The organism is uncultured Adlercreutzia sp. (genome assembly GCF_958431955.1).
Classification (GTDB): Bacteria; Actinomycetota; Coriobacteriia; order Coriobacteriales; family Eggerthellaceae; genus Adlercreutzia.
The window spans coordinates 1-26,809 of the sequence record NZ_CAUASN010000003.1 but is presented as its reverse complement, the minus strand read 5'-3'; the positions used below and the strand labels follow the sequence as shown (position 1 = coordinate 26,809).

At 66.5% G+C, this 26,809-nt stretch carries 24 protein-coding genes and 1 tRNA gene; 5 read left to right on the top strand and 20 right to left on the bottom strand.

Annotated features, from left to right (window positions below):
* The first annotated feature begins 181 nt into the window (after positions 1 to 181).
* Entirely contained in the window at positions 182 to 442 is a 261-nt protein-coding gene (locus Q5064_RS01705; protein ID WP_302961733.1) for a hypothetical protein, read from the top strand.
* 58 nt (positions 443 to 500) lie between these two features.
* Here Q5064_RS01705 and Q5064_RS01700 read toward each other — a convergent pair whose 3' ends face one another.
* The 3 genes from Q5064_RS01700 to Q5064_RS01690 are packed head-to-tail and all read right to left on the bottom strand — an operon-like array spanning position 501 to position 3,825.
* Complete coding sequence (locus Q5064_RS01700) at positions 501 to 2,051, bottom strand: DUF2130 domain-containing protein (RefSeq protein ID WP_302961731.1); 1,551 nt, start codon at positions 2,049 to 2,051, stop codon at positions 501 to 503.
* 12 nt (positions 2,052 to 2,063) lie between these two features.
* On the bottom strand, positions 2,064 to 2,501 hold the full coding sequence (locus tag Q5064_RS01695; RefSeq protein WP_302961730.1) for a hypothetical protein: 438 nt from the start codon (positions 2,499 to 2,501) through the stop codon (positions 2,064 to 2,066).
* Positions 2,494 to 3,825 (bottom strand): DNA repair protein, encoded by a 1,332-nt coding sequence (locus Q5064_RS01690; protein ID WP_302961729.1) that lies wholly within the window; start codon positions 3,823 to 3,825, stop codon positions 2,494 to 2,496. The genes Q5064_RS01695 and Q5064_RS01690 overlap by 8 nt, the downstream gene beginning before the upstream one ends.
* A gap of 367 nt (positions 3,826 to 4,192) precedes the next feature.
* Between Q5064_RS01690 and Q5064_RS01685 the strand changes: the two genes are divergently transcribed.
* Positions 4,193 to 5,302: a 4Fe-4S binding protein gene (locus Q5064_RS01685; RefSeq protein WP_302961727.1), complete on the top strand. Its 1,110-nt coding sequence runs from the start codon at positions 4,193 to 4,195 to the stop codon at positions 5,300 to 5,302.
* Between the two features lie 76 nt (positions 5,303 to 5,378).
* The gene (locus Q5064_RS01680; RefSeq protein ID WP_302961726.1) at positions 5,379 to 5,741 is read left to right on the top strand and encodes a hydrogenase maturation nickel metallochaperone HypA; all 363 of its coding nucleotides are present in this window, start codon (positions 5,379 to 5,381) and stop codon (positions 5,739 to 5,741) included.
* Positions 5,742 to 6,248: 507 nt separating this feature from the next.
* Here Q5064_RS01680 and gdhA read toward each other — a convergent pair.
* The 4 genes from gdhA to Q5064_RS01660 form a co-directional block, all read right to left on the bottom strand.
* A complete protein-coding gene (gdhA, locus tag Q5064_RS01675) occupies positions 6,249 to 7,580 on the bottom strand; it encodes an NADP-specific glutamate dehydrogenase (protein WP_302961724.1) in 1,332 nt (443 codons plus the stop codon).
* A gap of 190 nt (positions 7,581 to 7,770) precedes the next feature.
* Positions 7,771 to 8,472: a hypothetical protein gene (locus Q5064_RS01670; protein ID WP_302961722.1), complete on the bottom strand. Its 702-nt coding sequence runs from the start codon at positions 8,470 to 8,472 to the stop codon at positions 7,771 to 7,773.
* A gap of 202 nt (positions 8,473 to 8,674) precedes the next feature.
* Positions 8,675 to 11,590: an excinuclease ABC subunit UvrA gene (gene uvrA / locus Q5064_RS01665; RefSeq protein ID WP_302961720.1), complete on the bottom strand. Its 2,916-nt coding sequence runs from the start codon at positions 11,588 to 11,590 to the stop codon at positions 8,675 to 8,677.
* A 203-nt stretch (positions 11,591 to 11,793) separates the two neighbouring features.
* Positions 11,794 to 13,098, bottom strand: a complete 1,305-nt coding sequence (locus Q5064_RS01660; protein WP_302961719.1) for an MFS transporter — start codon at positions 13,096 to 13,098, stop codon at positions 11,794 to 11,796.
* 285 nt (positions 13,099 to 13,383) lie between these two features.
* Here Q5064_RS01660 and Q5064_RS01655 point away from each other — a divergent pair, with 285 nt between their 5' ends.
* Positions 13,384 to 13,608: a helix-turn-helix domain-containing protein gene (locus tag Q5064_RS01655; RefSeq protein ID WP_302961717.1), complete on the top strand. Its 225-nt coding sequence runs from the start codon at positions 13,384 to 13,386 to the stop codon at positions 13,606 to 13,608.
* Positions 13,609 to 13,921: 313 nt separating this feature from the next.
* Here Q5064_RS01655 and Q5064_RS01650 read toward each other — a convergent pair whose 3' ends face one another.
* From Q5064_RS01650 to Q5064_RS01615, 8 genes are all read right to left on the bottom strand, one after another.
* The gene (locus Q5064_RS01650) at positions 13,922 to 14,863 is read right to left on the bottom strand and encodes a tyrosine recombinase (RefSeq protein ID WP_302961716.1); all 942 of its coding nucleotides are present in this window, start codon (positions 14,861 to 14,863) and stop codon (positions 13,922 to 13,924) included.
* A 13-nt stretch (positions 14,864 to 14,876) separates the two neighbouring features.
* The gene (trmFO, locus tag Q5064_RS01645) at positions 14,877 to 16,241 is read right to left on the bottom strand and encodes a methylenetetrahydrofolate--tRNA-(uracil(54)-C(5))-methyltransferase (FADH(2)-oxidizing) TrmFO (protein WP_302961715.1); all 1,365 of its coding nucleotides are present in this window, start codon (positions 16,239 to 16,241) and stop codon (positions 14,877 to 14,879) included.
* 81 nt (positions 16,242 to 16,322) lie between these two features.
* Entirely contained in the window at positions 16,323 to 17,273 is a 951-nt protein-coding gene (gene dprA, locus Q5064_RS01640) for a DNA-processing protein DprA (protein WP_302961714.1), read from the bottom strand.
* Between the two features lies 1 nt (position 17,274).
* Positions 17,275 to 18,774 carry a YifB family Mg chelatase-like AAA ATPase gene (locus tag Q5064_RS01635; RefSeq protein WP_302961712.1) on the bottom strand — a complete coding sequence of 500 codons (1,500 nt, stop codon included), beginning with the start codon at positions 18,772 to 18,774 and terminating at the stop codon, positions 17,275 to 17,277.
* 3 nt (positions 18,775 to 18,777) lie between these two features.
* A complete protein-coding gene (locus tag Q5064_RS01630; RefSeq protein ID WP_302961710.1) occupies positions 18,778 to 19,359 on the bottom strand; it encodes a YraN family protein in 582 nt (193 codons plus the stop codon).
* A 250-nt stretch (positions 19,360 to 19,609) separates the two neighbouring features.
* Positions 19,610 to 20,398, bottom strand: a complete 789-nt coding sequence (locus tag Q5064_RS01625) for a ribonuclease HII (RefSeq protein ID WP_302961880.1) — start codon at positions 20,396 to 20,398, stop codon at positions 19,610 to 19,612.
* A gap of 115 nt (positions 20,399 to 20,513) precedes the next feature.
* On the bottom strand, positions 20,514 to 20,861 hold the full coding sequence (gene rplS, locus Q5064_RS01620) for a 50S ribosomal protein L19 (protein ID WP_016308631.1): 348 nt from the start codon (positions 20,859 to 20,861) through the stop codon (positions 20,514 to 20,516).
* Positions 20,862 to 21,047: 186 nt separating this feature from the next.
* Positions 21,048 to 21,986: an SPFH domain-containing protein gene (locus Q5064_RS01615; protein ID WP_302961706.1), complete on the bottom strand. Its 939-nt coding sequence runs from the start codon at positions 21,984 to 21,986 to the stop codon at positions 21,048 to 21,050.
* A 211-nt stretch (positions 21,987 to 22,197) separates the two neighbouring features.
* Here Q5064_RS01615 and Q5064_RS01610 point away from each other — a divergent pair, with 211 nt between their 5' ends.
* Positions 22,198 to 23,505 (top strand): isochorismatase family protein, encoded by a 1,308-nt coding sequence (locus tag Q5064_RS01610; RefSeq protein WP_302961703.1) that lies wholly within the window; start codon positions 22,198 to 22,200, stop codon positions 23,503 to 23,505.
* Positions 23,506 to 23,578: 73 nt separating this feature from the next.
* On the opposite strand, the gene Q5064_RS01605 is transcribed toward Q5064_RS01610, so the two are convergent.
* The 5 genes from Q5064_RS01605 to Q5064_RS01585 form a co-directional block, all read right to left on the bottom strand.
* Complete coding sequence (locus Q5064_RS01605) at positions 23,579 to 24,517, bottom strand: PLP-dependent cysteine synthase family protein (RefSeq protein WP_302961702.1); 939 nt, start codon at positions 24,515 to 24,517, stop codon at positions 23,579 to 23,581.
* A 268-nt stretch (positions 24,518 to 24,785) separates the two neighbouring features.
* Positions 24,786 to 25,580 (bottom strand): hypothetical protein, encoded by a 795-nt coding sequence (locus tag Q5064_RS01600; protein ID WP_302961701.1) that lies wholly within the window; start codon positions 25,578 to 25,580, stop codon positions 24,786 to 24,788.
* 346 nt (positions 25,581 to 25,926) lie between these two features.
* Positions 25,927 to 26,331 (bottom strand): HI0074 family nucleotidyltransferase substrate-binding subunit, encoded by a 405-nt coding sequence (locus Q5064_RS01595; RefSeq protein ID WP_302961700.1) that lies wholly within the window; start codon positions 26,329 to 26,331, stop codon positions 25,927 to 25,929.
* Entirely contained in the window at positions 26,312 to 26,611 is a 300-nt protein-coding gene (locus tag Q5064_RS01590) for a nucleotidyltransferase domain-containing protein (protein WP_302961699.1), read from the bottom strand. The genes Q5064_RS01595 and Q5064_RS01590 overlap by 20 nt, the downstream gene beginning before the upstream one ends.
* Positions 26,612 to 26,661: 50 nt before the next feature.
* Positions 26,662 to 26,738, bottom strand: a tRNA-Asp gene (locus Q5064_RS01585).
* Positions 26,739 to 26,809 lie beyond the last annotated feature (71 nt).

Below are 26,809 nucleotides of genomic sequence, written 5' to 3'. Positions count from 1 at the left end.
TGAATGCGATAGGAGCATCTTACGCCGCGGCAGTGTTCCATGTGTACCTTTTCTGGTACAGCAATGGGTTCTTGTGCCAAGATGGCATCGGATTGCCGGCCCCGGTTGATCACCCTGGAAGCCCCATGGTACACTGCCCGTCGATCACTGGGGAAACCGTGCCCGACGATGAGGAGCGTCCATGAAGGACCAGAAGAAAAAGAAGGACAAGAAGCAGCGCAAGGCCGAAGGCGACAAGAAGGCCGCCAAGCTCGATCGCAAGAAGAAGCACACCGGCTGCAAGGGCGAGAAGAGCGCCGCGGGCTGCAAGGGCTGCGAGAAGGCGAAGGCCGCCCTCAAGATAGAGCACTGCACCTGCTGCAAGAAACACTGCCCGCTTTCCAAACCCAAATGCGGCAAGGGCCGCCGCCTCGCCGCCGCCCTCAAGCTGCGGGAGAAATAGCCTCGAGGCTTCCATTACAGACTCGGATTTAACCCGTTTCCGTAGAGCCGGAGCCTCTCTAGTCCTCATCCAGAGGCTCGGCGTCCACGACCTCGCCGTCGCTTACAGCGTCGGCGCGACCCGCTGCCTTGGCGTCGCGGGCCTCGTCCAGCAGGGCCTTCATGGTGGGGTTCTTGCGGGTGAGCTTCTTCACCGTGAGATCCTCGGCCTTGTCGTTGGCCAGGCGCAGCTGGTTCTCGCTGCCGAGCAGGTTGTCCTTGATCTTCTGCAGATGGTCGATGGACTTGTCGATCTCCTCGATGGCCTTGCGGAACTTGTCGGAGGCGATGCGGTAGTTGCGGCCGAACTTGTCCTTGAAGTCGGCCAGCTGGTCCTCGAAGTTGGTCACGTCGATGTTCTGCTGGCGCACGAGCGCGAGCTCGCGGCGGTACTGCAGCGACGAGAGCGCCGCGTTGCGCAAAAGCGTGATGAGCGGGATGAAGAACTGCGGGCGGATGACGTACATCTTATCGTAGCGGTAGGACACGTCGGTGATGCCGGCGTTGTACAGCTCGTTGTCCGGCTCGAGCAGCGACACGAGCACCGCGTACTCGCAGCCCTTCTTCGCACGATCGCTATCGAGCTTCTTGAAGTGCGACTCGTTGGTCTTCTTGTGCGTGGAGTCGTCGGCCTCGTTCTTCATCTCGAACATGATGGAGACGATCTCGTTGCCCTCCTCGTCGAAGTCGCGGAAGACGAAGTCGCCCTTGGTGCCCTCCACCACCTCGTTGTCCTTCTCGAAGTAGGCGCGCGGGAAGGCCGTGGGGCGCAGGCGGTTGAACTCGATCTCGCAGTGCTGCTCCAGCGTCTCGCCGAGCATCTTCGTGGACAGGCGCGCCTTCATGTCCTGGATGCGCTCGATCTCGCGCTCGCGGTCGGCGATCTGCTCGTCCTTCAGGCGCATCCGCTCGGCCAGGTCGGCCTTGTGCTCGGCCTGCACGCGCACGAGCGCGTCCTTCTCGCGTTCCACCTGAGCGCGCAGCTCGTCGCGCTCGCGCTCCACGGCCACCTGGGCGTCCTTCGCGCGCGCCTCGGCCTGCTGCACCGCCAGCTGCGACTCCACGACCGCCTGGCGCTGCTGGGCCTCGAGGCGCTGGGCCAGCTCGTCGCGCTCGCGCTCGGCGGCGCGCAGCTTCTCCGCCTCGGCCGCAATGGCGTCGGACACCGCCAGCTTGCGCGCCGTCTCGGCCTCGCTCGTCTGCGCGGCCAGCTGCGCCCGCAACGCGGCGAGCTGCTTTTCCAGATCGGCCTTCTCGGCCTGAGCCGACAACCTGAACTCGCTCGCCTGGGCCTTGAACTGCTCGGTCTGGGCGGCCAGCTTCCGCTGCTCCTCCGCGAGCTCGGCGGCGCTCTTCTCCCGGCTCTCGCTCAGCTGGCGGCTCATCTCGTCGCGCACCTGGGCGCGGGCAAGCTCGATCTCCTTGGCGCGGCTCTCGTCCAGCAACCGCTCGCGGTCTGCCAGTTCCCGCTGGAACTCCTGGTCGCGCACTTGGTTCAGAATGGCCGCGTACCCGCTCTCGTCCACGGTGAAGGCCTTCCCGCAATGGGGGCACTTGATCTCGTTGCTCATAGGGCAATCCTCTCAGCCGACGACTTCCAAGGCGCACAAGCTCGCAAACGGAATGCGCGTCCGTACAATCCATAGGTCATGATAGATCATATCAACCTGGCTCACTGTCCCGACAATGGTTCGGTAAGCGTCTTTTTCGTAAAAGACGGCTTTCACCATAGCGCCGCGGCGGAGGCTCGCGACGGCCTCATCGAGGGTGCGGGCCTCCTCCTCGGAAAGAGGTTGGCGCGGCTCGACCACCTGCTCCCGCTCGTGCACGAGCTCGTAGTAACCGCGCAGGGCGGCGAAGGGCGAGAACTGCCGGGCGCGGTCAGGGTGGGGCCGCCCCAGGCCCGCGGGGACGGGCCGGTCGATGCCCTGCGGTGCGCCTTCTCTTACGGCGCCTCCGCCGACCGCGGCTTCTCCCACCCCTTCCCAGACGAGGTTCTCGAAGGCCCCTCCCCTAGCCATGGTGGCCTCCCACCATCTCGTTGCGCTCGCGGCCGAGGGCGTGCTCCCTCAGGCTCACGCCCTTGATGAGCGCGTTCTTCCCGAACTTCCCCTTCACCGCGAGCACCGCCTCCTGGCGCCGCCGCTCGCGGGCGGCCGCTTCCACGTCGGTGAACAGGTCCGCTGTGGCCAGATCCTCGTCCACCAAGTTCCCGAAGCCGACGCTGATCTTGCGCATGGTGCGCGCCGGATCCACCGTCTCGCGGAAGAGCGCCTCCACATACCCGAGCAGCTTCGCGAAGGAGTTCGTGCGCTCGGGAATCTTGCGCGATCCTCCCCCGTGCGGGCCGCTGCGGCCGTCTGCCCGGCGCAGGCCATGGCCGCCCTCGAAGAGCCCGCCTGCGGCCGCGCCGTCGATCCGCGCGTCGCGCACATAGCTCACGTGCAGCGAGATATGGTCGGTCACCAGGTGCTTGTCCACCAAATCGAGCACCGTGTCGTCCACCATCTCGCGCAGGACCATGAGGGTGTCGTCGAAGCTGTAGCCGCAGGGCAGAATCTGCCCGTTCATGAGCGAGGTCGTCTCCGGCTCGTAGGCCTTTATCTCGGCGATGGTGCAGGGCTCCAGGCCCCAGGCGTGATCGATGAGGTACTCGGCGTTCACCCCGAACTCCCCGTAGAGCACATCGGGGTCCATCTCGGTCACGCCGCGTAAATCGAACACGCGGTACTTCGCCAGCCGCCGCGCAATGCCCGGGCCGATGTTCCAGATGTCGGTGATGGGCCGGTGCGGCCAGATCTGCTCGCGGAAGGTTCGCTCGGTGAGCTCGCCGATGCCGTCGGCGGCATGCTTGGCGGAAATATCGAGCGCCACCTTCGCGAGGAACAGGTTCGGCCCGATGCCCGCCGTGGCGGGGATGCCCGTCTCGGCCTTCACGGCGGCCCGCAGGGTGTCGGCGAATCCGCGCGCGTCCATGCCGTAGAGCTCCAGGTAGGGCGTCGCATCGATGAAGCACTCGTCGATGGAGTACGGGTGGATGTCGTCAGGACTCACGTAGCGCAGGTAGGTAGCGTAAATATCTGCCGACACCTGCATGTACGTTTTCATGCGCGGGCGTGCAGTGATGAACTCCATCCCCTTCGGAATCTCGTGGAGCCGGCAGCGGTTCCGCACGCCGGCCGCCTTCATGGCGGGGCTCACCGCCAAACAGATGGTCATCTCCGAGCGCGTGGGGTCGGCCACCACGAGCTTGGTCTCCATGGGATCAAACCCGCGCGCGACGCACTCCACCGAGGCGTAGAAGCTCTTCAGATCAATGCAAACGTATGTGCGCTCTTGTTCCATGCCCGCAGTATATCATGGAACATCGGTTCGCCTCTTATATTCTCGGGCATTCCGCGGCAGTGCGAGTGCAAGCGGAAGCTCGTCCGCTGCGAGGGGCGCCCCCTCAGGACGCGCAGTAGCCCTTATCGGCATGGGGAAACGAGAAGCGCCTCGATATCCTCCTGAATCGCCATCGATCTCTTTCTCCGGCGACCCCCATTGGGCGCATCGCTGCATCACGGGTGCGCAGAGAGCTAGGCGCCCACAACCGAGAACAGCTCGGCCCCCTTGCGAACCTCCGCCTGCTTCTTGATGGCCAGCGCCGCCGCCTTCACCAGAAGTCGCCGGATTCGGCTCCTACATCACCAAGGATCACCAGCTCGATCTCATGCCCTACTTGTTCAGCGAGGACGAGGCCCTCGCCTACAGTCAGATGCCCCACTACCGCAACTTCCCTGCCGCCGAGTTCGCCGAGGCGTCGGGGCGCGCCGAGGACGAGTGCCTCGCCATCTGCAACGCGCTCGACGACCGCGCGCTTTTGCGCCGCATCTACGACAACGGCACGCCCAAGTTCCTCACCCTCGACAGCGAGTACGGCTACTACGAGGCCTACGTCCAGAACTTCGACACCGAGCACATCGGCCTGAAGGACCTCAACGCCGGCGCTGGAACGCCCTTCACCTTCCTCGATGCGAAGTACACCATGTACCGCACCGTGCCGGTCGACCTGAGCATCGTCGTCGACGGCGACTACACCGAGGACGACGACTGGCACGCCATCCTCGACCGCCACGACACCTTCGCCGTCTCGCCCTGCATGTGCCGCGTGAGCACCCTCATCCGCGAGGGCGAGGCCACCAACACCCAGGAGGCCATGGAGCTGTTCGGCGACGGCATGCGCGACTGCAACCACCCCATGGAGACCTGCCTGGTCACCGGCAAGCAGGCCGAGTGGTTCATCGAGATCGGTGCCGGCCGCGAGCTGACGCGCGACGAGGCCGAGGCCCTTCTGCAGCGCTCCGTCGATGAGGGCATGGTCCTCGACTGCCTCTACACCAAGGAGGCCGAGAACATCTGCAGCTGCCATGCCGACTGCTGCCTCTACGTGGGTGCCGTCCGCAAGCTCAACGGCGGCCCGGCCCTTGCCGACTGCAGCCACTTCGAGCTCGTCCACAAGAAGGACGACTGCATCAAGTGCGGCATGTGCGAGAAGCAGTGCCCCATGCTCGCCATCACCATGGACGACGAGGGCTACCCCATCGTCGACAGCGCCTGCGTGCGCTGCGGGCAGTGCGCCACCGTGTGCCCCCAGGGCGTGCGCGGCCTCAAGATGAAGCCGGTATCCGAGCACCTCGAGATCCCCGAGGATCTCGCCGACTACTACGAGAAGAAGGCCCGCGTCCGCGCCAGCAAGGGCTACCTGTTCGATATCGAGAGCCAGGAAGCCATGGCCGCCCGCGTCGCCGAGGGCGAGGCCGCCGGCCTACAGTTCAGCTAATATTCAGCCCTCCCTTAGCGCCCCTGTCCCAGGCGGGGGCGCCCCCCCTTTACGGAAAGGAGCCGCCATTCACGAGATGGCACTGTGCACCGAGGTCGTGGACACCGTCCTCGACGTGGCCCGCGACGCCGACGCCGTATCCGTCGACGGAGTCACCATGGTCATCGGGGAGATGCGCGACATCATCGAGGATATGTTCGACAGCTTCTTCCATTACCTGACCCGCGGGACCATAGCCGAAAACTGCACGGTCTCCTTCCTCACGGTTCCCGTGATGGTTACCTGCAAGGACTGCGACGCGGGCTACCGCGTCGACCTTCACAGCGGCGAGCCCCTCTCCTGCCCCCAGTGCGGTTCCCGCGAGTACCAGTTCGCCTCCGGCAACGAGTTCCTCATCGAGTCCATCGATATCACCACCCGCGACGAGGCCGCCGCTTGAGGCGCGCAGCCGAAACCGCCGCGATCCTCCCGTCCCGCGTCGAAAAAGCGCCGCCGATGCACGGAAAGTCGCCCGTTGGGGCGCTCACGGCACACCTGGTGTGGCAAAGCGGCTCACTCTGATCGCGTTTCCCCAGGTCGCTTTGCTCCCATAGACGAATTGTGCGGAAAGTCGCCTCGCAGCAGGGCGACTTTCCGTCGTTAAGCGGCGCTTTTTCGCACCAGCGGATGAAAAGGGCGACTTTTCGACATCCTGCGGCACGCAGCAGGTGCCCCCCCCCAGCGCGCCCAGTGGAGGGCAGAACGGCACTAAAGCCGCGCGTCTCGCATACCGTCCCAAAGACAGAACCCGAACGCCCCTCGACAAGCGAACGAGCCGCAAAAAAAACCGCCGCCCGCAAGATGCGAGCGGCGGTAACGGGGCGGAGAACCGGCGGGTCTGGATCGAGCCCGGTCTTCGGGGCTCTTCTCGCACCCGCGAGCGGTAGGTCGGCGTAAGCGGGCGTCCCTACACGATGCCCTGGGCCATCATGGCATCGGCGACCTTCTCGAAGCCGGCGATGTTGGCGCCCATGACGTAGTTGCCCTCGTGGCCGTAGCGGCGGGCGGCGTCGTCGATGGCGTGGTAGATGCTCACCATGATGCCCTTGAGCTTCGCGTCCACTTCCTCGAAGGTCCAGGAGAGGCGCTCGGAGTTCTGGGACATCTCGAGGCCCGAGGTGGCCACGCCGCCGGCGTTGGCGGCCTTGCCGGGGATGAACACGACGCCCTGCTCCTGCAGGTACTCGGTGGCATCCAGCGTGGTGGGCATGTTCGCGCCCTCGGCGAGGATCTTGCAGCCGTTGGCCACGAGCGTCTTCACGTCGTCGATGAGCACCTCGTTCTGGGTGGCGCAGGGCAGCGCGATGTCGCAGGGGACGACCCACACGCCGCGGCCCTCGTGGTACTCCACGCCCTCGCGGCGGGCGGCGTACTCGGTGAGGCGGGCACGCTCCACTTCCTTCACCTGCTTGAGCAGCTCCACGTCGATGCCAGCCGGATCGTGCACCCAACCGGTGGAGTCGGACACGGTGACCACCTTGGCACCGAGCTGCTGGGCCTTCTGCGTGGCGTAGATGGCCACGTTGCCGGAGCCGGACACGCACACGGTCTTGCCCGCGAAGGAGTCGTCATGGCAGCGCAAGTACTCCTCCACGATGTAGACGAGGCCGTAGCCGGTGGCCTCGGTGCGGGCCAACGAGCCGCCGAAGGAGAGGCCCTTGCCGGTGAGCACGCCCTCGAAGACGTTCTTGATCTTCTTGTACTGGCCGAACATGTAGCCGATCTCGCGGGCGCCCGTGCCGATGTCGCCGGCGGGCACATCGGTGTCGGCGCCGATGTGGCGCTGCAGTTCGGTCATGAAGGCCTGGCAGAAGCGCATGACCTCCATGTCGGACTTGCCCTTCGGGTCGAAGTCGCAGCCACCCTTGCCGCCGCCCATGGGCAGCGTGGTGAGGCTGTTCTTGAAGATCTGCTCGAAGCCGAGGAACTTGATGATGCCGAGGTTCACCGACGGATGCAGGCGGAGTCCCCCTTTGTAGGGGCCGATGGCGCTGTTGAACTGCACGCGGAAGCCGCGGTTCACCTGCACCTTGCCGGCGTCGTCCACCCACGGCACGCGGAACATGACGATGCGCTCGGGCTCCACGATGCGCTCGAGGAGGCTCGCGGCCTCGTACTCGGGGTGGGCCTCGATGACCGGCTCGAGGGACTGGAGCACCTCGGTGACGGCCTGGATGAACTCGGGCTGCTCGGCGTTCTTCGCCTTCACCTGCTCGATGACGTTATCGACGTAACTCAATGCGGACCTCCTTGACGTGTCGGGGCGCCGCGGCGCGCGCACGCCCGCTGGCTTCTGGCCGCATTATAGGACGCTCGTTTTCCAAAACGATGAGTTATTAACTGAGCCGAAACAAAGCCCGAAACCAATGGCGGCCGGAACCAGCCAGCGGCAGAAGGCAGAAGCGGGTCCAGACCAGGCGGAACGGGCCCTACAGCGAGGCGTACACCTTCGACGAGGGCACGTTCAGGGCCGTGAGCAGCACGACGCCCACCGAGCCGCGCTCGGGCGCGTACACGATATGGGCGCCCTCGCTGCCCTCCCCCGCCCCGGGCGTCGCCTGGTCGTCGTCGGTCACGATGACCGCCTGGAAGCCCTCGATGGTGGCCAGGCACGACAGGCGCGGCACCAGGCAGACGAGCGACTGGGCTCCGGCCTCGGTCAGCTCGCGGCGCACCTTCTCGAGCTGCTTTTTGGACGCGTAGTAGTCGATGGCCACAACACCGATCTTGCGGTCGCCGGCCATGAGGATGGTCGGCTCCTCGTAGCGGCGCAGGTCGGCGGCGTCGAGCGTGATGGCCCCGGCGCCCTTCTCCTCGTAGAGCGTGCGCACGTCCGAGGCGTACACGGGCCTCTCGCGCATGGACAGCGGCAGCCGCGACAGCTCGGCGAGCACCATGCCGCCGAGGCTCGTGGGCTCCTCCGCGCCGATGTCCTCGTGGTCCATGGCGGGGCGCAGGGCGTCGAGGGTGTCGAAGGTGCCGTCGTAGACGATGGCGGTGTAGCCCTTCATCTGCCCGAAGGCGTCGTCCACCACCGTGGCGGCCATATTGAGGGGGCGGCCCGTCTCGAAATAGCGCAGAAGCACGCTGCCGCCGAGAACGACGAGCAGCGCGAAGACCAGGAGGGCCACTTTTTCCCTTGTGCGTTTCTTCATGCCCCAATTATAGCGAAGCCCCGCCGCGGCGGCGCGGCGGGGCCCGAGGCTCCATATCTGCGACGGGGCGCGATGCCGGCCAGGCGGCCGCGGAGGGTGCCGACGGCCGGCCACGGCCCCGCGAGGCGCTCCCCTCGCCGACGAGCCCGACGGCCGAGCCCGCAACAGCAGGCGCGCGTTAGCCCACCGGCGGCAGCTTGGCCTCCTCGAGCATGCGGGCGACGAAGTGCCCGGTGTAGGAGCCCTCCACCTTCGCCACCTCCTCGGGCGTGCCCGTGGCGATGATGGTGCCCCCGCGGTCGCCGCCCTCCGGCCCCAAGTCCACGATGTGGTCGGCGCACTTGATGACGTCCAGGTTGTGCTCGATGACGAGCACGGTGTTGCCGGCGTCCACCAGGCGCTGGAGCACCTCGAGCAGCTGGCGCACGTCCTCGAAATGCAGCCCCGTGGTGGGCTCGTCCAGGATGTAGAAGGTCTTGCCGCTCTGGCGCTTCTGCAGCTCGCTCGCGAGCTTCACGCGCTGGGCCTCGCCGCCCGAGAGCGTGGTGGCCGGCTGGCCCAGGCGGATGTAGCCGAGCCCCACGTCGAAGAGCGTCTGCAGCTTGCGCTTGATACCCGGGATGTTCTCGAAGAACGCGAGCGCGTCCTCCACGGTCATGTCGAGCACCTCGGAGATGTTCTTGCCGCGGTAGGTCACCTGCAGCGTCTCGCGGTTGTAGCGCTCGCCGTTGCACACCTCGCAGGGCACGTACACGTCGGGCAGGAAGTGCATCTCGATCTTGATCTGGCCGTCGCCCTTGCAGGCCTCGCACCGCCCGCCGCTCACATTGAACGAGAAGCGGCCCGGGGCGTAGCCGCGCGCCTTGGCCTCCTGGGTGCTGGCGAATAGCGCGCGGATATCGTCCCAGAGCCCGATGTAGGTGGCCGGATTGGAACGGGGCGTGCGGCCGATGGGGCTCTGATCGATGTTGATGACCTTGTCGAGCTTTTCCAGCCCGGTGATCTTGCGGTAGGGCCCCGTGCGGCGATGCGCGTGGTTCAGGCGGTTGGCGAGCGCCGGCGCCAGCGTGTCGGTGATAAGCGAGCTCTTGCCCGAGCCGGACACGCCGGTGATGACCGTGAGGGTGCCGATGGGCACTTCCAGCGTCACGTTCCGCAGGTTGTTCTCGGTCGCCCCGGTCATCTTCACCGATCCGCGGCCTGGGCGCCGGCGTTCGGCAGGCACCTCGATGCGGCGGCGGCGCGCCAGGTAGTCGGCGGTCACCGAGCCCTCGGCGGCCATCACCTCGGCCGGCGTGCCCGCGGCGATGACGTGGCCGCCGTGCTCGCCGGCGCCCGGCCCCATGTCCACCACGAAGTCGGCGGCGCGGATGGTGTCCTCGTCGTGCTCCACCACCACGACGGTGTTCCCCAGATCGCGCAGGCGCTCGAGCGTGGCGATGAGCCGCTCGTTGTCGCGCTGGTGCAGGCCGATGGAGGGCTCGTCCAGAATGTAGAGCACGCCCATGAGCCCGGCGCCGATCTGGGTGGCAAGGCGAATGCGCTGGGCCTCGCCGCCCGAGAGCGTGGCCGTGGCCCGCTCCAGCGTGAGGTAGTCGAGCCCCACGTCCACGAGGAAGCGCAGACGCTCGCGGATCTCCTTCACGATGGGCAGCGCGATGACCGCGGCCTGGCCGGTGAAGTGCAGCCCCTCGAAGAAGCCGAGCGACTCGGCCGCCGACATCTCGGTCACGTCGTGGATGGATTTGCCGTCCACCGTGACGGCGAGGATCTCCGGCTTCAGGCGCTTGCCGCCGCAGGTCTCGCAGGGCACCGTGGCGAAGTAGGCCGCCAGCTTCTCGCGCTGGGCGTCGGACTGGGCCTCCTGGTAGCGGCGCTTCACCGCGGCCAGCACGCCCTCCCACTCGATGTACCAGTAGGTGTCGCGGCCGTCCACGGTGCGGTAGTCCACCCGCACCTTCTCCTTTCCCAGGCCGTTCATGATGGCCTTCTGGGCCTTCTTGGGCATATCCTCCCAGGGGGTGTCGGCATCGGTGCCCACGTGGGCCGCCACGGCGCGCAGCACCTGGGGATAGTAGTTGCCGCTCTTGAACGGCGCGATGACGCCCTCGTTCAAGGTGAGCGAGGGATCGGGCACCACGAGCGAGGGATCCACCTCGTCGCGGCTGCCGATGCCGAGGCAGTCGGGGCAGGCGCCGTAGGGGGCATTGAAGGAGAAGTCGCGCGGCTGCAGCTCGTCCATGGAATGCCCGTGCTCGGGGCATGCGAGGGCCAGCGAGAAGAGGTGCTCCCCCGCGCCCAAACCGCCCGTGGCACCCGAGGACGTGCCCCCCGCCTCGCCGAGGGGCGCGCCATCGGGCCCGAGCACCTGCACGAGCACGCGCCCGCTCGCCAGCTTGCAGGCGAGTTCCACGGCCTCGGCGATGCGGCTCGTGGCCGACTCCTTCAGCGTGACGCGGTCCACGACCACGTCGATGAAGTGCTTGATCTTCTTGTTCAGGGTAAGGGGCTCGCCGGTCAGCTTCACGATCTCGCCGTCGATGCGCACACGGGAGAAGCCCTCCTTCTGCAGGTCGGCGAAGGGCTTCGTGAACTCGCCCTTGCGGCCGGCCACGACCGGCGCCATGAGGATGGCCTTGGTGGCCTCGCCCTGGGCGTCGTCGCCCAAACGCAAAATCTCGTCGGTCACCTGGTCGGTGGTCTGCTTCTTGATCTCGCGGCCGCACTCGGGGCAGTGGGGCACGCCTACCCGCGCGAACAAAAGGCGCAGGTAGTCGTAGATCTCGGTGGTGGTACCCACGGTGGAGCGGGGGTTTTTCGAGGTGGTTTTCTGGTCGATGGACACGGCCGGCGACAGACCGTCGATGGAGTCCACATCAGGCTTGGACATCTGCCCGAGGAACATGCGCGCGTAGCTGGAGAGGCTCTCCACGTAGCGGCGCTGGCCCTCGGCGTACATGGTGTCGAAGGCGAGGCTCGACTTGCCCGAGCCGGAAAGCCCCGTGATGACCACCAGCTCGTCGCGGGGAATGGTGAGGTCGACGTCTTTGAGGTTGTGCTCGCGGGCGCCCTTGATGACGATTTCGTTTGCCATGGATCGCTTCGTTTCCTTCGCGGACGTAACGCAGCGGGCGCCCCAAGGGGGCCACCCGCCGCATTGCTTCTTGTTTTCGCAGGTTATTTTAGGGGGCCGCGCGCAGAAACGCCAGCCTTAAAGGGAACTTCTGTTCGCCTTCATGGAATCTTCGCAGTCTGTTCGGGATGGAAGGCCGTGCGAGGGCCGATCGCGGCAACCGGTCAGGAGAGCGCGGGGGCCGGGGCCTCTTCGGAAACGGCGCCGGCATCCTCGCCGGACGGCGCCATCGCGCCGCGCTTCCGGTGGAAGTGGGCCAGTGTGAGCCGCTTCGACTTACGACGCGCGGGAGCGGCGCGCACGGCCGAGAACACGAAGGCGCAGGCCGCCGCCAGCACGAACGCCATGACGGCGAACACCACCGCATAGGAGGTCGCGCCCAGAAGCGCGCCACACGCAAGCCCCGTCACCGCCGAGCCGGCGTAGGCCACGAGGTTCACCGACGACAGGATGGCCGACAGCTGCAGCACGTTCACTTCCAAAAGCAGCATGCGCAGCGCCGTGGCCAGAGCCGCGCCGGACGCCACGCTAAACACCGCGCAGACTCCCATGAAGGCGAGCTCCGCCCGCGCGGCCACGGTAACCGCGAGAGCTGCCGTGCACGCAAGCGAGAGCACCATGGCCGCGGCGAGCGCGCGGCGCGAATCGAGCCTCTGCACGAGAGGTCCGCCGAGCACGCTCGGCGCCATGACGAGCGCCAAGATGATGGAGCCGGCCAGAGGCGAGGTCTCCCCGAAGCAGGTGTAGGCGATGGGCGAGGCGAAGGACTGGAAGAAGCAGCTCACCATCCAGGTGGACAGGTACACCACGGCCACCGCCGCGAACAGGCACCGGCAGTCCCGCGGCACGAACACGCGGGGACGGATGGTGGCGCGCAGCGAGACGGTGCGATCCAGAGGCTCGTGGACGAAGTTCACGAGGAACAGGCACACGGCTAGAAGGGCGATCATCGTGCCGTAGACGACGGTCAAGTCGGGCACCATGCCGTAGAGCACGCCCACGCCCACCGAGCCGATCATGATGCCGAACATGGCGCCGCAGCTGGCCACGGTGGAGCCCCAGCCGAGGTGACGCTCCCCCACGCAGTCGATGACGAGGGAAGAGACGGCGCTCATGCCGAAACCGGCCGCAAGCCCCTGCACGAAGCGGGCGGCGAGCACGTCGGTGCCGCTTCCCGCGCGCAGGAACATGATGCAGCCGAAGATGGCGAGCATGATAGTGAGGCTCGTCACCGGCACGCGCCCGAAGGAATCGGAGATGCGGCCGGCCAGAAGCAGCGTGAGGGTCACGCCGGTGAGATAGGTGAACATCGTGTTGGAGATGTCGGCCGTGGTGAGCCCGATGGTCGCCTGATAGTCGGCGTACAGTGGAATAGGCACCGCCGTCGAGGCGAAAATGGTCAGAAACGCGAAGGTCGCGAGCAGAAAACCGCGCAGCGACTGCGCATTGGTGAGCTGAGCCTTGTGCATCCTCTTCCTCCATGAACCGACGAGCCAGCCTGTCGCCTTCCACGGGTCGTACCCGAGATGGTGCGAGCAGTATGAACCTCGCGAACGCAGAATTCAAGGGGGAAAGATCACTTCGCCACTCAGCGATGAATAGGCCCCTTTGGGCGCCGGCAACCGAGCCTCCTCGCGCCGTCCGCCGCCCGGAGAGACCGCCTATCCGCAACAGATGCCCAAGGCGGGCGGCAAACGCCGATTTATGCGAGTTCTGGCATACGTCAAAGAGGGCATGACCCTAAGATGGTCGCCATGAACAGAGCAGCGACACGTCAGCGAATCATGGAACTGGGCGAGGAGATCCGCCGGCAGCGAAAGGACCAGGGCCTGTCCCAGGACAAGCTGGCCAAGATGATCAGCACTGACCAGGCCCACATCCATCGCATCGAGAAGGGCCAGCACAACCCGAGCATCGCCATGTACATCTCCATCGCCGATGCGCTCGGCATGGAGCTTCACGACCTCATCAAGTTCTAGATTCCGCACGCTGCCCTACATGACAATGGCGTGGCCGGCAGTCTGCATGAGGTAGGGAATATAGGCGAGCACGACGAGCGCCGCCCAAAACAGCATTTTCGCCTTCTTACGACTCATGGCCCCTCCCTTCGGCGAGGCGATCCGCTCCGATCGCCCGGATCATCTTTGGAGATATGATCCCACGGCGCGAGAGGGAGCCACAGGGCGCCGCGAAACCGTAGACGACGGGCCACCGATCCGAAATTTCCGCGCCATGAAGGCGTTTTCGGCCCGTCAAGCGAGGAAGCCGCCGAAGGGCGCGTCCGCGGCCGCCCTAGGCGCGGGGGTGCGCGAGCCCGTGCACCTGCTTGAGCCGGTCGGGACTCACGTGGGTGTAGATCTGCGTGGTCGACAGGCTCGCATGGCCGAGCATTTCCTGGACGCTGCGCAGGTCGGCATCACCCGCGAGCAGCTCGGTGGCGAACGAGTGGCGCACCGCGTGGGGCGACAGGCTCTCGTCCAGGCCGGCCGCCCGGAGCGCCCGCTTGAACATCTTCCTGATTCCGTCGGGGCTCATCCGGCCGCCCCGGTTCGACACGAAGAAGTAGTCGCTCTCCCGCCCGGAAAGGAGCGTCGGGCGCGCCTCGCGCAGATACCGCTCCATGGCGCGGGCGCCCTTCGACGACAGGGGGACGATACGCTCCTTCGACCGCTTACCGAACACCTTCACCTCCCCCTCTGCGAAGTTCACCCACTCCACGAGCAGCCCCGAGGCCTCGGACACGCGGGCGCCGCAGGAGAACAGAAACTCCAGCAGAGCCGCGTCCCTCATCTCGGCGGCCGTCTGCTCCCGCGGCGCGCCGGACGCATCGCGCTCCCCCCACACGGCCAGGAGCGCCGCCATATCTTGCCGCGAGATGGTCTTCGGGAGCCTCTTGGGAGCCTTGGGGGCCTGGATCACGCTCGCCGGATCGCCAGTGGCGAGGCCCTCCCGATTGGCCCAGCGGAAGAACGCGCGGAGGGAGGACAGATGGCGCTTGATGGTCGTGCGCGCGTAGCGAGCCTGATCGAGCTCGGCCAGATACCGGCGAAGCTGGCGGTAGGACGGCTGCAGGGGCGCGATGCCGCCGCGGCGCGCCCAGCGCAGGTAGGCGATCAGGTCGTCGCGGTAAGCGCGCACGGTGTGCTCCGACGCCCCCTGCTCGACGACGAGGGACTCGCAGAAGTGCTCCACCTCGCCGAAGCCGGCCAGATCCTCGTCCCGAAGCTCCCCCATCGCCGCACCGCCGCTACGCCATGAGGCCGGCTGCGTCGAGCGCGTCCCGGTAGGAGGCCAGCGCCGCGTTGGCCCTGGCCGCGTAGGCGGCGTAGCGGTCGCGCTTGTTGCGAACAGGGACGTCGAGCGGCCTCATGAGCCCGAAGTTCACGTGCATGGGCTGGTAGCCGGTTGTCGCCGGGTCGGAGGCGTAGGCCACCAGCGCCCCCCACACCGTGTCGGCGGGCAGCGCGGGCAGCTCCGCTCCGCGCAGCTCGGCCGTCACGGCCAGGGCCGCGTGCATGCCCGACCGAATGGCCTCGCAGTACCCCTCGGTGCCGGCGAGCTGGCCGGCCACGTACACGGGGACATCCAACTCGGCGGCCCTCCCGCCGACCAGGCGACCGCGGGCGTCGAGCAGACGCGGGGCGTCGATGAACGTGTTGCGGTGCATCACGCCGTAGCGGGCGAACTCGGCGTTCTCCAGGCCTGGGATGAGCCGGAACACACGGCGCTGCTCGGGGAAGGTGAGGTTCGTCTGGAAGCCCACCAGGTTGCAGCTCTGACCGCATGCATCCTCAGCGCGCAGCTGGAGGGCCGCCCAGGGGCGGCGCCCGGTACGCGGGTCGGTGAGCCCCACCGGCTTCAGGGCGCCGAAGCGGGGGGCGTCGCGGCCGGCACGGGCGATCTCCTCGATGGGCTGGCAGGCCTGGAACAGCTCCCGGCTCTCGAAATCCTTGGCGATCACGCGCTCGGCCGCGAGCAACTCGTCCACGAAGCGCTCGTACTCCTCCCGCGAGAAGGGGGCGTTGAGGTAGTCTCCGGCCGCGCCGGCATCTTCGTAGCGGCTCTGCCGGAACACGCGCTCCATGTCGATGGAGTCCGCCATCACCACGGGGGCCGCCGCGTCGTAGAAGGCCAGGGCGTCGCTGCCCGTGAGGCCCATAAGCGACGACGAGAGCGCATCGGAGGTGAGAGGGCCGCTCGCCAGGACGACCGCATCGGCGTCGCGCGTGAGCGTCGCTATATCGGTCGCCTCGCCGCGCACCACCTCGATGAGGGGATGAGCCTCCACCTGATCGGTCACATCCCGGCTGAAGAGGGCCCGATCCACCGCCAGGGCGCCCCCCGCCGGCACGGAGTGCCGCCGGGCCGCCGCCAGAAGAGGCGACCCCAGCGCCGCGAGCTCCTCCTTGAGGAGCCCCGCGGCGCTGTCGGGCTTCGTGCTCTTGAGAGAGTTGGAGCAGACGAGCTCGGCCAATCCGCCGGTATGGTGGACCGGCGTCTGCTTCTGCGGGCGCATCTCCCACAGGCGCACCGCGATGCCGCGGCTCGCCAGATCGAGCGCCGCCTCGCTGCCGGCCAGACCGCCGCCTGCTATGGTCACATGGTATGTCATAGCCCAGAAGGATACCAAATAACGGCACCGCGACCCCCGTCAATCCGGCAGCGCCGCCCCCGGGCACGGAAACGGCACGACTCATGGCCGCACCCCCATCCCGGCGCGCAGGCGCGGGCCGTAGCGCCCGTCGGGATACTGGGCGATGAGCCCGTCACGCTGGGCGGTGGTGAGCCACACCATGAGCCACGTGAGCGAGTCCGATCCCGGCCCGTGCTCGCGGGCCAAATCGCGCAGCGCCTCCATGCCCAAAGGCTCGGCCTGGAGGGCCGCGAGCAGGGCGGCCTCCCCGCCGCGAGCGCGACGCCCGCGGCGCGCGGGGGCGACGGGGACGGGCGCCTCCCTCAGGCAGCCGTAGGCGGAGAAGAGCGCATCGGCGAAGGAGTCGTCGTCGATGATGGGCACGGCGCCCTGGTACAGGAGCCGGTTGGCGCCCCGGGAGTTCTCGGAGGTGATGGCGCCGGGCACGACCCACACCTCCCGGCCCGCGGCCAGGGCCTCGTCGGCGGTGGAGAAGGTGCCCGAGGGCAGCCCGGCTTCCACGATGAGGGTCGCCCGGGCCAGACCCGCGATGAGCCGGTTGCGTTCGCGGAAGGTGTAGGGCTTCGGGGGAGCCTCCCACGGCTGCTCGGAGACCACCGCCCCGCCCCCTTCGACGATGCGCTGGAACAGTCCGGCGTTCTCGGCCGGGTACAGCTGGTCGCATCCCCCTCCCAGAAACGCCACCGTGGGAGCTCCCGCCGCGAGCGCCGCCTCGTGGGCGACCGCATCGCAGCCCCGGGCACCGCCCGATACGATGGGAATTCCCCGATCGGCGGCGAGGGAGGCGAAGTGGCGGGCGGCCGAGCGGCCGTAGGGCGTGGCGCGTCGGGCACCCACGACGGCAAGCCCCTCCCTCAACGCAGCCGGGTTCCCCACCCCGTACAGGCAGGCCGGGGGCTTCGGGATGGCCCGCAGCAGCCCGGGGAAGGCATCGTCGGACATTCTCAGCTCGAAACGATCTCCGTCGAGCCGCTTGGTCAGCACGGGCATCTCAGCATCCTCCTATTCCGTCGCGGACGCGGTAACTCACCGCCTCGGCGAGGTGCTCGCACCCCACCGAGTCCGCTTCCTCCATATCGGCGATCGTGCGGGCCACCGCCAGCGTGCGCACGATGGCCCTCCCGCTCATAGAGTGCAGCTCGGCCACCGAGACGAGAAACGATCGCGCCTCGTCGGTCATGGCCTGATCGCCGACCCGATCGGGAGCGCCGCCTCCTGCGGCCCTGCGGCGCTGCGCGAAGGCGCGGCCCCGCATCACCCCCTCGCGCAGCTCGTCGGAGCTCGCGCCGTTGCGCGGGGCCAGCACCTCGGACGGCGGCGTGCGCCGCACGTCCAGGTGCAGGTCGATGCGATCCATCAGCGGCCCTCCGATGCGGTTCTGGTAGGTCCGGATCTGCGGCACAGTGCAGGTGCACTCGTGCCGATCGTCCCCGAAGTAGCCGCAGGGGCACGGATTGGTGGCCGCCACGAGCATGAACCGGGCCGGGAACACCACGTTGCCGTCGGCCCGCGTGATGGTCACCGAGCCCGTCTCCAAGGGCTGCCGAATTCCCTGGAGAACCGAGGCCTTGAACTCGGCGAGCTCGTCGAGGAAGAGGACGCCGCGGTGGGCCAGCGAGATCTCCCCGGGGCGGATAGGGCTGCCCCCACCCACGAGCCCCGCGAGCGACGCGCTGTGGTGGGGGCTGCGGAAGGGTCGCACCCCGGAGATGACGCCGGCGATGGGCTCCCCCGCCACCGAGTGCACCACGGCCGCCTCGAGCATCTCGTCGGCGGCGAGCGGGGGCAGCACGGAGGGCATGCGCGAAGCCAGCATGGTCTTCCCCGCGCCCGGCGGCCCCATCATGAGCAGTCCGTGGCCCCCGGCCGCAGCGATCTGGAAGGCCCGCTTCGCGCCCTCGTGCCCCGATACCTCCCGGTAATCGGGAGCCGCAACGGCCCCGCCCGACCGCTGCTGCCGCCGATGGGGACTCAGGCAGGCCGCAGGTCCCCCTTCGAGCGCCGCCACGTCGAGTCGGTCGATGCCGAAGATGCGCACCCCCTCCAGCGGCACTGGATCGCTTTCCCGGGCGCAGACGAAGTCGAGGCCCATCGAGCGGGCGCAGATCCCGCAGGCCAGGGCGCCCGCCACAGGCCGCACCGCGCCGTCGAGGGAGAGCTCGCCCACGTAAAGCGCACCCTTCACCCAGGCCGGGTCGATCTGCTGGGTCGCCGCCAGGATCCCCAGCGCAATGGGCAAGTCGAACCCCGAGCCGGTTTTGCGCAGGTGGCTCGGAGCCAGGTTCACGACGATCTTCTCGCCGGGCATCTTGAAGCCGGCCGCCCGGATGGCCGCCCGCACGCGCTCGCGCGCTTCCTGGATGGCGGCGTCGGGCATGCCGACGATGGCGACTCCCGGCAGCCCCGCCGAGACCACCACCTCCACCGTCACGGGGATCACCTCCACGCCGCGCACCGTCGCGCTTGTCACCGCGCATTGTCCGAAGGCCATGGCTCAGCCCGCCGAGTAGGCGCCGACATGGTGGCGCACGAAGGCGCGGTCGCCGGGGATCACCGTGATGGAGACCACGTCGAAGCGCACCACGGCCTCGCCGAAGAAGTGGTCGGTCACGTAGGCCAGGGCTATCTTCTCGTACTTCTCGCGCTTGGCCTTCCCCACCGCCTCGGAGGGCAGTCCGCAGATATCGCCGCGACGCGTCTTCACCTCGACGAACACGAGCGTCGCCTCGTCGGCGGCGATGATGTCCGCCTCGCCCGCGAAGCAGGTCCAGTTGCGCTCGAGGATATGGTAGCCCCGGCTCTCGAGGAAACGTGCGGCGGCCTCCTCGCCGCGCGCCCCCAGGGCCTGGTTGCGCTTCCCGCGGCGCTCCCCGGACGTCTTCGAGGCCCCTGCCCTCCCATCGGCGCCTTCCCGCTGCCGAGCAGATGTTGTCCCCTCTTCCGCCTCCTTATCCCCCTGCGCCTGGGGCGGCCGTTTCCTGCGGCCCCTCTCAGCCGCCTTCCGCCCCGCCAGCTCGCCGGGCGCGGCGGCGCGGGGCGCTTGGCGCTCGCGCGCCTCAGCTGTTGTCGTCACCATAGGGTTGTGCTCCTTTCTCGGCAGCACAACCCTACTCTCCCAAAACCGCACTTATGACGCGGGAAAGTCGCATCCTACTCCCGCCGGGAACCGCCGTCGCGTCCCGCCGGCGGCCCGCTCGCCTCCCGCCGGCGTCGCGCCGAAGGCCCGGGAAAGGGCACCGCGGCCGCCTTCGCCCCGTAAAAGCCGAGGGGGCGCTCCGGCGCGAAAACGCCGGGGCGCCCCTCGAGACCCGGAATGCGGCCATCGCTCAGAACAGCGACTCCTGGGCAAACGCCGTGCAGAAGCTGCGCCGGTGGATGGGCGTGAGCCCTTGGGCGCGAATGGCCTCCATATGGCCCTCCGACCCGTAGCCCTTGTTCGATGCGAAGCCGTAGCCGGGGTACTGCGCGTCGTACTTTTCCATGAGCGCATCACGCGCCACCTTGGCCACGAGCGATGCCGCCGCGATGGAGGCGCACTTGGCATCCCCCTTCACCACGTTCACCTCGCGCTCGTCCACATGGAGCGGATTGCCGTCCAAAAGGACCACGTCCACGGCCACGCCCTCCTTCTCCACGGCGGCGATGGCCCGCCCGAACGCCTCGCGCAGAGCCGCCGTCATGCCCATCCGATCGATGTCCACAGGCTCCACGTACTGCACCGTCCACACCCGCGCCCGCTCGCGCACCGCCGCGGCCACGGCCTCCCGCTCGTCGGGTGCCACCTGCTTGGAGTCGTTCAGTCCCGCGATGACGTCGTCCGGATCGAGCACCACGCCGCCCACGGCCAAAGGCCCGGCCAAAGGCCCGCGGCCCACCTCGTCGAGCCCGAGCACCACGCTGCCGCCCCGCTCGGCGGCCAGCTCGCGCTCGAAGGCGTACATTCCCGCCAGACGCTCCGCCTCGGCGGCCTCGGCCTCCAGACGGCGCCGGGCCACTTCCACCGCCTGGCGCACGCCCTTGCGGGTGTCGGCCACAAGCGAGCGCTCGAGCACCGCGAACTCCTCGGCCGAGGCCGCCTGCAGCTTGCGCCGAATCTCGGGGACCGTCAGATCGATCACGCCGGCTCCTCTCCCTGCTCCTCTTCCCCGCTGCGCTTTCAAGCACACTGTCGGGGCTCATCCACGAAAAAGGGCCCCCGAAGGAGCCCTTTGCGATACACCGAAGTAAGGCCTAGCGGAACGCCTTCTCCTTGATCTTGGCGGCCTTGCCCACCTTGTTGCGCAGGTAGTACAGCTTGGCGCGGCGCACGTCGCCCTTGCGGGTGACCTCGATCTTCTCGATCTTGGGAGAATGCACCGGGAAGGTACGCTCCACGCCCACGGCGAAGCTGATCTTGCGCACGGTGAAGGTCTCGCGGACCGAGGCGCCCTGGCGGCGGATCACGTCGCCCTGGAACACCTGGATACGCTCGCGGTTGCCCTCCTTGATGCGGTAGTGGACCTTAACGTTGTCGCCCACGTTGAACTCGGGGAGGTCCTGCTTGATCTGCTGCTGCTCGATAGCGCGAATGATATCCATTGCCTTTTCCTACTCTATACTCACATTCGGTCTTATGAATCATCTTGGTAAAGACGCGATTTGACAGTATATCGCCACACCCCGTCCCGTGCAAGGGGAATTTTCCTTCCTCCCGGTGAAAATTCACGCGAACGGCACGGACCGGCCGCCGCGGCAGCCCGCGTCGGAGGAAAGCGGCCCCGCGTCCTAGGCGCGCGGCTCCTCCTCCACGATGACGAACTCGTCCTCGCCTTCGGTCTCCTGGGCCACGAGCATCTGCTCGAACATGCTCGCCGTCTGGGAGAAGTCGCTCGGCAGCACCACGGTGGACTGGCGGCCGTTGCGGGCGAACTCGCTCATCATGTCGGTCCACTGGGTGAAGATGAACAGCTGGTTGGCCTCGGCGGCCGACACGCCCGAGCTCTTGATGACCGCGAGCGACTCGGAGATGCCGTCGGCGATGGCCTTGCGCTGGGCGGCGATGCCGCGGCCGGCCTGCTCCATGGCCTCGGCGCGAGCGCGGGCCTCGGTGACCACCTTGATGCGCTCGGCCTCGGCGAGCGACTGGGCCGCTTCCTTTTCGCGCTGGGCGGAGTTGATGCGGTTCATGGACTGCTCCACGTCGGCGGGCAGGTCGATGGCCGTGATGAGCGTGCTCACCACATCGTAGCCGTAGGCCACCATGAGGCCCGACACCGTCTGGTTCACGTCGGAGGCGATGGCGTCCTTCTTGTCGAACACCTCGTCCAGCGTGTACTGGGGCACGCTGGAGCGCAGGGCGTCGATGAGGTAGGAGCGCATCTGGGCCGTGGGGTTGGCCAGCATGTAGTAGCTGCGCCACACGCCCGAGGGCTGCCCCTGGGCGGCCGGCTGGGCGCTCACGCGGTACTGGGCGGCGATAGCCATGGTCACCGTCACGTTGTCGCGGGTCTTCGCGTCGATGGTGAACTGCTCCTGGCGCGTGCGCATGTCCACTTTGGCGGCCACGGTCTCGAAGAACGGGATCTTGATGTTCAGGCCCGCGCCCACGGTGCGGTTGAACTTGCCGAGCCGCTCGATGATGTAGACGTTCTGCTGCGGCACGATGAAAAAGATCTGCGGCGCCAGCAGCACGAGCAGCACGATGAGGATGCCGAGGACGATCATGGGGATTCCCTTTCTCTCAGTTGCGCGGTGAGAATATTGGTGGCAGTATAACACTCCCGTACTCGTCGCCGATCGGAGGTGCGGGACGCCCTGATTCGCTCAGACAGTCCTCGCCCGGAACATGCCGCGTATGTTCCGGCTGCGGAACTCGCTCGGTCAGGGCGCCCCGCACCTCCTCTACGCGTTGACGCCGTTGAAAGAAGGAGTTTCCATGACCGACGCTGCCCGCACCGCGCTGATCCTCATCGACATGCAGAGGGGCTTCATCGATGCCGCCTCGCCCCTGTGCATCGCCGGCGCCGCCGCCACGATCCCCGCCTGCGAGCGCGCGCTTGCCGCGGCGCGAGACCAGGGGCTTGCCGTCTACCACGTGCGCCGGGAATACGCCGTCGACGGAAGCGACGTGGAAGCGGTGCGCCACGGGACGTGGGCGGAAGGCGGCCGGCCCCTCTCGTCGGCGTGGCCCGAGAGCCTCGCCTGCCCGCTCGATCTGGCGCCGCGCGAGGACGAGCCCGTTATCGTGAAGCCGAGCTGGTCGGCCTTCTTCGGCACCGATCTGCACGAGCAGCTGCAGGCGCGCAGCATCGGCACCATCGTGCTCGCGGGCACCACGACGCCGAACTGCGTGCGCTCGACGGCCTACGACGGCATGGCCCTCGGCTACAACGTGGCCGTGCTCGCCGACGCCACCTCGTCGCGCACGCCGGAGGTGCAGCAGGCGAACCTGGCGGATATGGCATACGTCGGGGTGCAGATTCTGACCGCTGACGAGCTGGCGGCAACGGGAACGGCGAGTCTCTCAGATGTCGAAGGCGCCGCAGCGGCTGCCTCCCCCGCCCGGCAGACCGCGACAACGGCCAGCGTCACGTCCGAAGACGCGACCGAGCCCCGCGAGGCCCTTCCCTCCTTCGACGCCGCCCCCACTCCCCGCCTCGCCTCCATCGAGACCGTCTCCACGGGCTGGATCAACAAGTACCACCTGCACTACACGATGCCCGACGGCCGCCCCTACGCCTACGAGGGCGTCTCGCGCAAGGGACCCGACGCCTACCGCGCGGCGCTCGACGCGCTCGGCGCCGGCGAGCCTCCCACGCCCGATGCCGTGTGCATCGTGCCGATTCTACCCGACGGCTCGGTGCTTTTGGAACGCGAGTTCCGTTATCCGCTGAACAGCTGGTGCATCTCGCTTCCCGCCGGCCTCGTGGATGCCGGCGAGTCGCTGGAGGAGGCCGTGGCCCGCGAACTTTACGAGGAGACGGGCTACCGCCTGCGCGACGACGTGGACGCACCGGTGCGCCCGCTGCCCCAGTCGGGATTCTCGTCCACCGGCCTCGCCGAGGAGAACGTGCACGTCGTATTCGCCCAGGTAGAGCCGGGTGGCGCAGCGGCCCCCGAAGCTGCCGAGCTCATCGAGCCCTTCGTGCTCCCCCGCCGCCAGATCCGCGCCTTCCTGGATGCCAACACCACCCCCATCGGCACCCGCTGCCAGCTCATCCTGGAGCTGCTGGCCCGCGCCTGATCTCCTCTCTCGTCAAAAGGCCCGGGCATTTATGCGCCCGGGCCTCCCAATGCAGTGAACGGTAGATAATGAGCTACCCTGCGAGCAGCGGCGTGGAGAAGTAGCGCTCGCCGGTATCGGGTGCCAGCGTCACCACCGTCTTGCCCGGGCCGAGTTTGGCCGCCAGGCGCAGAGCCGCGGCCACATTGGTACCCGAGGAGATGCCGCAGAACAGGCCCTCCTCACGGGCAAGGCGCCGGGCGCATGCTAGCGCCTCCTCGTCGGTCACCACGACGACCTCATCGATGATCGACGTGTCCATGATGGCGGGCAGGATACCGTCGCCAATGCCCATCTGCACGTGAGTGCCGATGGCTCCGCCCGAGAGCAGCGCGGCATGCTCGGGCTCGGCGGCCCAGATCTGCACGTCGGGGAACACCCGCCGCAGCTCGCCGCCAATGCCGGTGATGGTGCCGCCCGTGCCGAAGCCTGAGCAGAAGCCGGCCACCGTGATGCCCGCAGCCTGGACATCGGCGAGAATCTCGGCGGCAGTGCCCTGAATGTGGGCCGCCAGGTTGTCGCGGTTCTCGAACTGCTGGGGCACGAACACACGCGCATCCTCGGCGGCCATAGAGGCGGCCAGCGCGATGCACTCCTGAATGCAGGCGCCGATATCGCCCTCATCGTGCACGAGCACCACCTCGGCCCCGTAGTGCTCCATGATGCGCCGGCGCTCCTCGGAGCACGAGTCCGGCATGATGATGCGGGCCGCATAGCCCTTCACGGCCGCCACGAGTGCGAGGCCCACGCCCTGGTTGCCGCTCGTCGGCTCCACGATAATGGAATCGGGCGCGAGCTCGCCGCGGGTCTCGGCCTCCTCGATCATCTTGAGCGCCGTGCGCGTCTTCACCGAACCGCCCACGTTCACGCCCTCGAACTTCACGAGCACCTGGGCATCCTCAGGCCCCGTCATGCGCCGCAGACGCACGAGCGGCGTCCCTCCCACCGCCTGGAGCACGTTGTCGCAAACCATCGCTTCCCCTCACCTTCGGGGTCATCATATCTCGAAGCGCATTCTAGCAAACAAAAAATCGCCGCCCCAGAAGGAACGGCGACTTCGGTTCAAAATGGCAGGATGTACGAAACTCGAACTCGCGACCTCCGACGCGACAGGCCGGCGCTCTAACCCCAACTCGCCTTAGCCTCTCATTAAACCGTCAACAAGATACTCCGAGACGCATTATCATTGGTTTCGATTTAATTAGGCGATTGATCTTCATTATCGGCACTGCGTTCTTCCTCTATGCCTCATATTCTTCTACGTCTTCAACGGCTATCGTTTTCACGACATATGTGTCTGGGTTGGCGACTTCCAAGCCGGCAAGGTAGTCCTTCAACTTTAGGCACATCGGAGCGTATGTCGCCAAAGTAATGCCGCCCGAAATGACACCGCCAATAAAGGGGATGACCTTGGAGACGCCTTTCGCGAAAATGTCCTTTGTCATCTTGACGCCGATATACCCTGCAACTTTTTTGACAATTGGATATATGGCACCTTTGGTCAATGCCTTTTGCGGAAGCTTCCTAGCCACAGCAGCCGCAACTTGATTTGAGATCTTAGTGACAGCATCCGTGGCACCATTGGCCCCGAACATTACCCCGATAAACAAGATGAGAAGATTCTTCGTCTCATCATCAATCTCTTCTTCCGTTCCCTCAAAGATATGATCCCATCCATACAGAAAGGCCAGTTTTTGAGTTATTCGCAACACGTGAGCAAAGTACTGCGCTAAATCAGCAGGAACCGCGCCCGCCATCGCGAAGCCGCCGGGTATCCCAGCAACTGCTGAAATCGCAGTTACTTTTGTAGACTCATACCGGATAGAGGCATCGGCGATATGGCTGAGTTCTTCGGGCTTTATGCCAGCGGCAGCCGGAGATGATTCAACGGCGGTTGCAACAACCTCTAGAGAGAACTTCTTGCCTAAAGCTCCAACGAGATATTTCTCCCTATCTATCCTGACTCCCGGTAACCGTGCCGCTGAAGACAGCACTAGCTCGAAACTCTGTGCGGCATCTTTCTTCTCTTCATCCATAATATGAGCCTCCTAGACCTGCCATTATCGATTCATAATAGTATCCTATTGCTCATGGCAATACATACCGGCACAATGGATATTTTCAGTAAGACACCTCGGAACTCTGACAGACGCGATTCGTAACTCACGGCGATTTAGTCGTTGGGCCATTTAAGCCTCATTGAGTCAGCACCCGAACAGCCCCTTTTTCTATTTACGAAATCCGTGGATAAGGATCAGGGAAAACGACTCTCAAACTCGTGTTTTGATAGCGAGACCCACGATGCTCAAGCAGGTAACTCCGACGTGACAGGCCGAGGCTCTAACTTATTAGGCCTCCCACTAACAGGAACCCGCCGCTCAGCTAGAAGGTCTCGAGCAGCTCGACCGGGTAGAGGCGCTCGAGGTTGGCAAGCAGGTCGTCGAAGGCGGCAATGTAGGTGTCGATGATATCGTCCACGAGGCGGCGCGCGAGCATCGCGTCGTAAACATGCTCAGCCGCGTTGCGATCGTCAAGCATGCGCAGCCAGATGCCCTCGTCGATAAAGTCGTACGCATCGTAGGCCGCCTTGATGATCCCTCTCGGAGACCCCGTGGCCGCATCCAATCTGCCCTCGTACTCGAGAGTCTTGCGCAGCAGCTTCCAGGAGAGCTCGAATTGCATCGCGAACTTATCGATGATGCCGCTGAGGACGAACTCGTTTTGCAGATCCTGCTCGGGGGCTTGCCGCAGCACGCTCAGGTTCGCCTTATAGTTCGCATGCTTCATAAAGAACGACTCCCTCCTGCGCGATGCGCTCCCGCAGCCCCTCGCTCACCTCTTGGGACAGGTCGATGAAATCGAAGGTCAGCAAAGTCGGGCAGCTCTCTTCGAGAAGCTCGATATAACGGTCGAAAGATGAGCCGTAGATAGCGAGATCGATATCGCTCTTCTTAGAAAAACGGCCAGATGCGCGAGAGCCGAAGAGGATGACTTTCGCAATCCCGCATTCCCTCGCCTGCTCGACGATGAACGCGGTCACTTCTTCTCTCAAGCCGTAGGCATCCATGCTGATCCTTAGCAAAAAGGCCAGTATCGCTACTGGCCTTTCAGTTCAAATGGCGGGATGTACGAGACTCGAACTCGCGACCTCCGACGTGACAGGCCGGCGCTCTAACCAACTGAGCTAACACCCCGAATGGTGTGCTTCTAAAATGGCGGGATGTACGAGACTCGAACTCGCGACCTCCGACGTGACAGGCCGGCG

Excerpts from the sequence above, each read along its gene's own strand:
- Q5064_RS01705 (WP_302961733.1), top strand. The coding sequence starts at position 182 with ATGAAGGACCAGAAGAAAAAGAAGGACAAGAAGCAGCGCAAGGCCGAA.
- Q5064_RS01700 (WP_302961731.1), bottom strand. The coding sequence starts at position 2,051 with ATGAGCAACGAGATCAAGTGCCCCCATTGCGGGAAGGCCTTCACCGTG.
- Q5064_RS01695 (WP_302961730.1), bottom strand. The coding sequence starts at position 2,501 with ATGGCTAGGGGAGGGGCCTTCGAGAACCTCGTCTGGGAAGGGGTGGGA.
- Q5064_RS01690 (WP_302961729.1), bottom strand. The coding sequence starts at position 3,825 with ATGGAACAAGAGCGCACATACGTTTGCATTGATCTGAAGAGCTTCTAC.
- Q5064_RS01685 (WP_302961727.1), top strand. The coding sequence starts at position 4,193 with ATGCCCTACTTGTTCAGCGAGGACGAGGCCCTCGCCTACAGTCAGATG.
- Q5064_RS01680 (WP_302961726.1), top strand. The coding sequence starts at position 5,379 with ATGGCACTGTGCACCGAGGTCGTGGACACCGTCCTCGACGTGGCCCGC.
- uvrA (WP_302961720.1), bottom strand. The coding sequence starts at position 11,590 with ATGGCAAACGAAATCGTCATCAAGGGCGCCCGCGAGCACAACCTCAAA.
- Q5064_RS01660 (WP_302961719.1), bottom strand. The coding sequence starts at position 13,098 with ATGCACAAGGCTCAGCTCACCAATGCGCAGTCGCTGCGCGGTTTTCTG.
- Q5064_RS01655 (WP_302961717.1), top strand. The coding sequence starts at position 13,384 with ATGAACAGAGCAGCGACACGTCAGCGAATCATGGAACTGGGCGAGGAG.
- Q5064_RS01650 (WP_302961716.1), bottom strand. The coding sequence starts at position 14,863 with ATGGGGGAGCTTCGGGACGAGGATCTGGCCGGCTTCGGCGAGGTGGAG.
- trmFO (WP_302961715.1), bottom strand. The coding sequence starts at position 16,241 with ATGACATACCATGTGACCATAGCAGGCGGCGGTCTGGCCGGCAGCGAG.
- dprA (WP_302961714.1), bottom strand. The coding sequence starts at position 17,273 with ATGCCCGTGCTGACCAAGCGGCTCGACGGAGATCGTTTCGAGCTGAGA.
- Q5064_RS01635 (WP_302961712.1), bottom strand. The coding sequence starts at position 18,774 with ATGGCCTTCGGACAATGCGCGGTGACAAGCGCGACGGTGCGCGGCGTG.
- Q5064_RS01630 (WP_302961710.1), bottom strand. The coding sequence starts at position 19,359 with ATGGTGACGACAACAGCTGAGGCGCGCGAGCGCCAAGCGCCCCGCGCC.
- rplS (WP_016308631.1), bottom strand. The coding sequence starts at position 20,861 with ATGGATATCATTCGCGCTATCGAGCAGCAGCAGATCAAGCAGGACCTC.
- Q5064_RS01615 (WP_302961706.1), bottom strand. The coding sequence starts at position 21,986 with ATGATCGTCCTCGGCATCCTCATCGTGCTGCTCGTGCTGCTGGCGCCG.
- Q5064_RS01610 (WP_302961703.1), top strand. The coding sequence starts at position 22,198 with ATGACCGACGCTGCCCGCACCGCGCTGATCCTCATCGACATGCAGAGG.
- Q5064_RS01605 (WP_302961702.1), bottom strand. The coding sequence starts at position 24,517 with ATGGTTTGCGACAACGTGCTCCAGGCGGTGGGAGGGACGCCGCTCGTG.
- Q5064_RS01600 (WP_302961701.1), bottom strand. The coding sequence starts at position 25,580 with ATGGATGAAGAGAAGAAAGATGCCGCACAGAGTTTCGAGCTAGTGCTG.
- Q5064_RS01595 (WP_302961700.1), bottom strand. The coding sequence starts at position 26,331 with ATGAAGCATGCGAACTATAAGGCGAACCTGAGCGTGCTGCGGCAAGCC.
- Q5064_RS01590 (WP_302961699.1), bottom strand. The coding sequence starts at position 26,611 with ATGGATGCCTACGGCTTGAGAGAAGAAGTGACCGCGTTCATCGTCGAG.